We start from the raw sequence: 6335 nt of genomic DNA, 5'->3' as shown, positions 1-6335 counted from the left end.
ATGTATGATTTATATAAATATATTGTAACATATTTATAATCTGAATATTGTGTTAAATGCTACTTTTATTTTTAGTGGTTAAAGCCTATTTTCGTGACGATTTGTAACCAAAGGTACTCTTATCTCATGTTGAAAAGCAGTAAAGGACTTGCCATCCTGATAGCGTTATCGCTGCTCGTGTGCATCACCGCAGCCCAAACGCTTAACTTTAGTCCGGGTGACCTGCTTGCCCTGGAAAAAGTAGAAGCCGCTACTCCTGTAGCACCCGTTCTTCCCAAAAAGAAGGTACCCGCGCCAATAGTGTATGGTATCAAAACCGACTCATTAGAAATTGTGGACGGGGAGGTGGAGCGAGGAGAAGTGCTCTCTCAGATACTGGCCCAGTATAACATTGATCCTACAACTGCTTACAATCTGGCCCAAAAAGCGAAAGACGTTTTCAACGTGCGCCGCATTGCTTCTGGCCGTACCTATACTATCCTGCACAAGCGCGATTCTGCCCAAACAGCCCAGTATTTTATTTATGAAGCAAGCCAGGTCGAGTACGTGATTTTTGACCTGCGCGACAGCCTGGATGTTGTATTGCATAAACGCGAGGTGCAGGTGCTGGAGCGTACATTGGCTGGCGAAATCAAAAGTTCGCTTTTCGAAAGCATAGTAGCTGCAGGCGGGTCGCCTCAGCTGGTGAACAGATTTGCTGATATTTATGCCTGGCGACTAGACCTGAATCGCATTCAGCCTGGCGACAAGTTTAAACTAATCTATGAAGAGAAAGTTGTAAACGGAGAGACTATTGGCTTTGGAGAGCTTAAATCCGCTTTTTTTGAGCATGAGGGCGAGCCGATTTATGCCATCGGGTTTGATGAAGGCAATGGCGTGAACTATTATGATGCAGATGGCAAAAGCCTGAAAAGAGCGTTCCTGAAAGAGCCGCTGGAGTATAGCCGTGTGAGTTCCCGCTTTTCTAAGCGTCGTTTCCACCCGGTGCAGAAACGCTATAAAGCACATCTTGGTACTGACTTTGCCGCACCACGTGGCACGCCTATCCGAACAGTTGGCGATGGTGTGGTACTAGATGCCAGTTATACCCGTGGCAACGGTTATTTTGTAAAGGTGCGTCACAACAAAACCTATACCACGCAGTACCTGCACATGTCTAAATTCGCCAAAGGTATCCGCAAAGGCAGCCATGTGAAAATGGGGCAGACAATCGGATACGTGGGCAGCACTGGCCTGGCTACGGGTCCGCACCTTTGCTATCGCTTCTGGAAAGACGGAAAACAGGTAGATGCGCTGCGTGTAAAACTTCCGGCAGCTGATCCGATCACTAAAAAGAACAGGGAAGAATTTGCAATCGTAAAAGACGAAACCTTACGCCGCATGCAGGCCATTGATATCAAAAGTGTTAAACAGGATTTGCTGGCTACGGGTAAAGGAAAGCAGCCTTCTGGTGTTTGAAAGTATAAATGTGATTATTTGATTTTGACAAAAGGCGCTGTAAAAGCGCCTTTTGTTTTTTCGGAAGTATGGGATTGGTTCCTGTTTCTCAATCAGATTGAAAAGCCCCTCCGCTGGCGCGAATTTCCGACTCGTGTTTTCAAATGATGTCGAGCTTGTAGCTCGACTGGCTTGTAAAGCCATACCTGCATAGCTGCTGCCTTTGCAACTTTATGCAAGCTATACTTTCACCCACCGCTGGCCCACCGCTGGCGCTAGCTTGCAGCTAGTGCCTACTATGGTGTAGAGCTTCCAGCTCTACTGGCTCGCAGAGCCACACCTGTACAGCCTTGGCTATACTTGCTTAGCCACTGCTTTCTACATCTTCAACCAAGCTAATCTTTCTATTTTCTGCTTATCCTCCAGTTCCCACATACCTAATGTTTCACATGTTGCTTTGGAGCCCTCAACCCCAGGACTGGAAATATTCAGATAGCTACTGCTGACGGAGCTTCAGCCACTTCTGTAAGGACAGGTCGTGACCTGTCCGCGCGATAGCCCCAGCTATAAAAACTATACTTCTGAAATGGTAGCCACAGAAAGCTTTACTGACCGGAGGGCCAGGCATGGGTGCAACTATAGCTACAGCCTTTGGTGCGGCTATGTTTCTGCTCACGCAGAAAGCAAGTTGAAAACTTGCCACATGTCCCGTCTCAAGTTACGCTTCGCTAAACTTGCGACATAACTAGATCAGGGATTGGAAAAGATGCAGATAGGCACTTCTGTAAGGACAGGTCGCGACTTGTCCGCGCGATAGCCCCAGCTACGGAGATTATACTTGTGAAGTGGTAGCCTATGCAAATGCAGCAATAAAAAAGCCGCAAAATATACTTGCAGCTCAATTAAGGAAGTTTATCAGCAAAATTACTGCTGGTGTTTACTTGCAATACTTCTTTAAGTATAAATCTGCATCTTTTACACCTAACTGCTTTGCCTTCGTCCAATCTGTGCAGGCATTATCTTTTTCGCTAAGGTTATACCTGGGTGCACCTCGGTTATAGTATGCCTCAGCATATTTCGCATCTACCTGTATTGCTTTGGTATAGTCTGTGATGGCTCCCCGGTAGTCCTTCAACCCGTAGCGCACCAATCCACGGTTATTGTAGGCTTTGGCATCATTAGGGTGGAGCTCTATTCCTTTATTAAAATCAAGTAATGCGGCACGGTAGTCTTTGAGGTTATACTTAGACAAGCCGCGGCTTAAATAAGCTTCTGGATAGGCTGGGTCAGCGGCAATGGCCAGCGTAAAGTCAGCAATGGCCGCACGGTAGTCCTGCAAACGGTCTTTGGCTACTCCTCGGTTAGTAAGTGTAGGCGCGTGTTTCGGCTCCTGCTTTAGTACCTGGTCGTAATCTTTGATGGCCTCTGCATACTTGCCGGCTTTAAATTTATTGTTTCCGGTAAGAAAATAATCCTTTGCAGAATGCTGCGCTGAAACACTTAGCGACAGTAGAAAGAGCAAGAGAAAGGGTATATATTTGATCATAAGTACAGCTTGATGATACTTTCGCACTGCAAAGTACAGCAGTTCAAGAGATTCTTAAAATACTTTTTTCTTTTTTATGCAGCTATCGCCGTATCATCCAATAAGAATCTGCTCATTATGCTAAAAGCTACTGCATAAGCAAAGCTCGTTTTGCAGTATGGGGATTATCGTTTAATTTTGTTCATCAACTATAAAAAAGAGACTATGGCATCAAAATACGATTTAGTAGTGCTGGGTAGTGGCCCGGGTGGTTATGTAGCCGCTATTCGTGCGTCGCAGCTGGGTTTAAAAGTAGGTGTGATCGAGCGTGAGGCGCTAGGTGGTATCTGCCTGAACTGGGGCTGTATCCCGACGAAAGCATTGCTAAAAAGCGCAACAGTGTTTGAGTACATCAACCATGCTGCTGACTATGGCATTACCGTAGGAGAGGCTTCGGTTGATTTCGATAAAGTAATTCAGCGCAGCCGCGGCGTGGCTGACGGCATGAGCAAAGGCATCCAGTTCCTGTTCCGCAAAAATAAGATTGATGCGATTATGGGTACTGGCAAAGTGGTGGCTAAAGGTAAAATTGAAGTAACCAATGCAGAAGGCAAAAAGGATACAGTAGAGGCTACAAACATTATTCTGGCAACAGGAGCGCGTTCGCGTGAGCTTCCTAACCTGCCAATCGACGGCAAGAAAATCATCGGCTACCGCCAGGCTATGTCGTTGGAGAAAATGCCAGCTTCTATGGTAGTGGTTGGCTCTGGTGCTATCGGGGTAGAGTTTGCTTACTTCTATAACGCAATGGGCACGAAAGTAACCATCGTTGAATATCTGCCAAACATCGTTCCGGTGGAGGATGAAGAGGTATCCCGCCAACTGTCTAAGTCATTCAGAAAGTCAGGCATCAACATCATGACTGATTCTTCTGTAGAGTCTGTGGATACTTCAGGCGATATCTGCAAAGTGAAAGTTAAAACGGCCAAAGGCGAAGAAACTTTAGAAGCGGAGGTAGTGCTTTCTGCGGTGGGTATCCAGACAAACCTGGAGAACATTGGCTTGGAAGAGCTAGGCATAAAAGTAGATAGAGGCCGTGTTTTAGTAGATGATTTCTACAAAACAAACGTAGACGGCATTTATGCTATCGGCGATATTGTTCCGGGTCCGGCTTTGGCACACGTTGCTTCTGCGGAAGGTATCATTTGTGTGGAGAAAATCGCAGGTCAAAACCCTGAGCCGTTGAACTACGGAAACATACCTGGCTGTACGTACTGCTCTCCTGAGATTGCTTCGGTTGGTCTTACAGAGAAAGCTGCACGTGAGCAGGGGCTGGATATCAAAGTTGGTAAATTCCCGTTCTCTGCGTCTGGTAAAGCTAGTGCAGGCGGTGTGAAAGATGGCTTTGTTAAAGTGATCTTTGATGCCAAGTATGGCGAATTCCTGGGTGCGCACATGATCGGCGCAAACGTAACAGAGATGATTGCTGAAGTGGTGGTAGCCCGTAAACTGGAGACAACCGGCCATGAGATCATCAAGTCTGTACACCCGCACCCAACTATGAGCGAAGCTATAATGGAAGCTGCCGCTGCTGCTTACGACGAAGTGATTCACCTGTAACAGGTAGAACAGCAATATATAAAGGGGTTGGTCGACATGTTGGCCAGCCCCTTTTTATTTTAGAGTGATTGCGGTAACTGCTGAAGCCACTGCCAGGCTATAAACTTCTTTCCACACTGCGGAAGAAACCACTTCAGATTTACAACCTGGGGCTTTAGCCCTGGCTCTGTTTCTCAAGTTATTACGTAAAAATACACCGACTTTATGGCTATACAGGCTTTACAGCAAGATGCTACCGCAAGGCAAAGTATGGCTTTGCATTTGGTAAGGTTGCTGGTACGCCATGTTAACATTGTATGAACTTGCCTGGGTGTAGCTGCAAGAATCGGGATTTATACTTATATTGGTCGCTATTTCTGCGCAAGTAAGAAGCATTTGCAAGCCTTCTGGTTTTACAAATGCGTTACGTAGCGGAGGGTTTATTGAGCTCAATGCTGCTACATTTACGTATTTTAAGTAGTCTATCCGTCAGTCATTTACTGGTTATTGGCCTGTACGCGACTACCGATTTAAACTAAACCTCCTTAGCATCCTCAGCACATGAAAGTAAAAGGTAAAGTGAAATTTGTGAGCAAAGACAGGAACTTGTTTTTTGCTACGTTGCGCAAACGTGTAGATGCACACTTTGCAGAAAATAATATCCCTAAAACCGCCAACACAGCCATGGTTGTTAAGAGTGTAGTGCTGTTAACGGCCTATGTACTTCCTTTTATACTTTTACTAAGCTTGCAACCTTCACTTGGTATAAGCCTGGGATTATGGTTTATAATGGGCCTTGGTGTGGCTGGTATTGGCATGAGCGTGATGCACGATGCCAACCACGGCGCGTACTCTAATAGCAAAACGGTAAACGAGCTGATGGGGCACACGCTGAACCTGGTGGGCGGCTCTGCTTTTAACTGGAAGCTTCAGCACAACATCCTGCACCATACTTATACGAATGTGGTGGAAATGGACGAAGACATTCAGGACCGGCTGGTGCTGCGCTTTAATCCTCATTCCAAAGTGAAATTTTTTCACCAACTGCAGTGGCTATATGCTTTTGTGTTTTATGGCCTGCTTACGCTCTACTGGGTGCTGGCAAAAGATTTTGTGCAGTATTTCCTGTTTAAGAAGAATGGCGTAAATGCCAACACGACCAAGGAGAACCGTAATTATCTGCTGAAGCTGGTGACGATGAAGACCATCTACTTTTTTACTATGCTGGCTGTTCCTGTGTTATACTTCAATTTTTCTTTCCTGGAGGTGTTGCTGGGTTTTCTGTTGATGCACTTTGTAGCAGGTATTGTGCTTACGGTTGTTTTCCAGCTGGCGCACACCGTAGAGGGAACGTCACATCCACGCCCGGATGAGAATGGTGCCATTGAAAATGATTGGGCTATCCATCAGCTGAATACTACGGTTAATTTCTCTCGCAATAATAAATGGATCTCGTGGTATGTGGGTGGCTTGAACTACCAGATAGAGCATCATCTTTTTCCTAGAGTATGCCATGTGCATTATCCTGCCATTGCCCCTATTGTGCGCGAGACTGCCGCAGAGTTTGGTATACCATATATGGAAAACGAAACTTTCGGTCAAGCGCTACGATCGCATATCGCCACCTTACATCGCTTTGGCCGCTTACCCAACATTAATGAAGCCATAGCCTAACAAAAACATAAGTTATCGGTTAAATGCGCCAGAAAGATGCTCTTTCTGGCGCATTTTTTTAAAATCTGTGTCTCAAATAAAAATATTTCCAGCATAACAC

At 45.8% G+C, this 6335-nt stretch carries 5 protein-coding genes; 3 read left to right on the top strand and 2 right to left on the bottom strand.

The features are described from left to right. Positions 1–126: 126 nt before the first annotated feature. Positions 127–1458, top strand: a complete 1332-nt coding sequence (locus ACFQ2O_RS18890) for a peptidoglycan DD-metalloendopeptidase family protein (RefSeq protein WP_377531640.1) — start codon at positions 127–129, stop codon at positions 1456–1458. A gap of 475 nt (positions 1459–1933) precedes the next feature. Here ACFQ2O_RS18890 and ACFQ2O_RS18885 read toward each other — a convergent pair whose 3' ends face one another. Both ACFQ2O_RS18885 and ACFQ2O_RS18880 read right to left on the bottom strand, forming a co-directional pair. After that, on the bottom strand, positions 1934–2113 hold the full coding sequence (locus ACFQ2O_RS18885) for a hypothetical protein (RefSeq protein ID WP_377531637.1): 180 nt from the start codon (positions 2111–2113) through the stop codon (positions 1934–1936). Between the two features lie 261 nt (positions 2114–2374). After that, positions 2375–2983 carry a tetratricopeptide repeat protein gene (locus ACFQ2O_RS18880; protein ID WP_377531634.1) on the bottom strand — a complete coding sequence of 203 codons (609 nt, stop codon included), beginning with the start codon at positions 2981–2983 and terminating at the stop codon, positions 2375–2377. A 204-nt stretch (positions 2984–3187) separates the two neighbouring features. Between ACFQ2O_RS18880 and lpdA the strand changes: the two genes are divergently transcribed. After that, positions 3188–4582 (top strand): dihydrolipoyl dehydrogenase, encoded by a 1395-nt coding sequence (gene lpdA / locus ACFQ2O_RS18875; RefSeq protein ID WP_377531631.1) that lies wholly within the window; start codon positions 3188–3190, stop codon positions 4580–4582. Between the two features lie 540 nt (positions 4583–5122). Further along, a complete protein-coding gene (locus ACFQ2O_RS18870) occupies positions 5123–6235 on the top strand; it encodes a fatty acid desaturase family protein (RefSeq protein WP_377531628.1) in 1113 nt (370 codons plus the stop codon). The last annotated feature ends 100 nt before the right edge of the window (positions 6236–6335 follow it).

Source organism: Pontibacter rugosus, assembly GCF_042678745.1.
Lineage (GTDB): Bacteria > Bacteroidota > Bacteroidia > Cytophagales > Hymenobacteraceae > Pontibacter > Pontibacter rugosus.
This window is presented reverse-complemented; position numbering and strand designations above follow the sequence as displayed.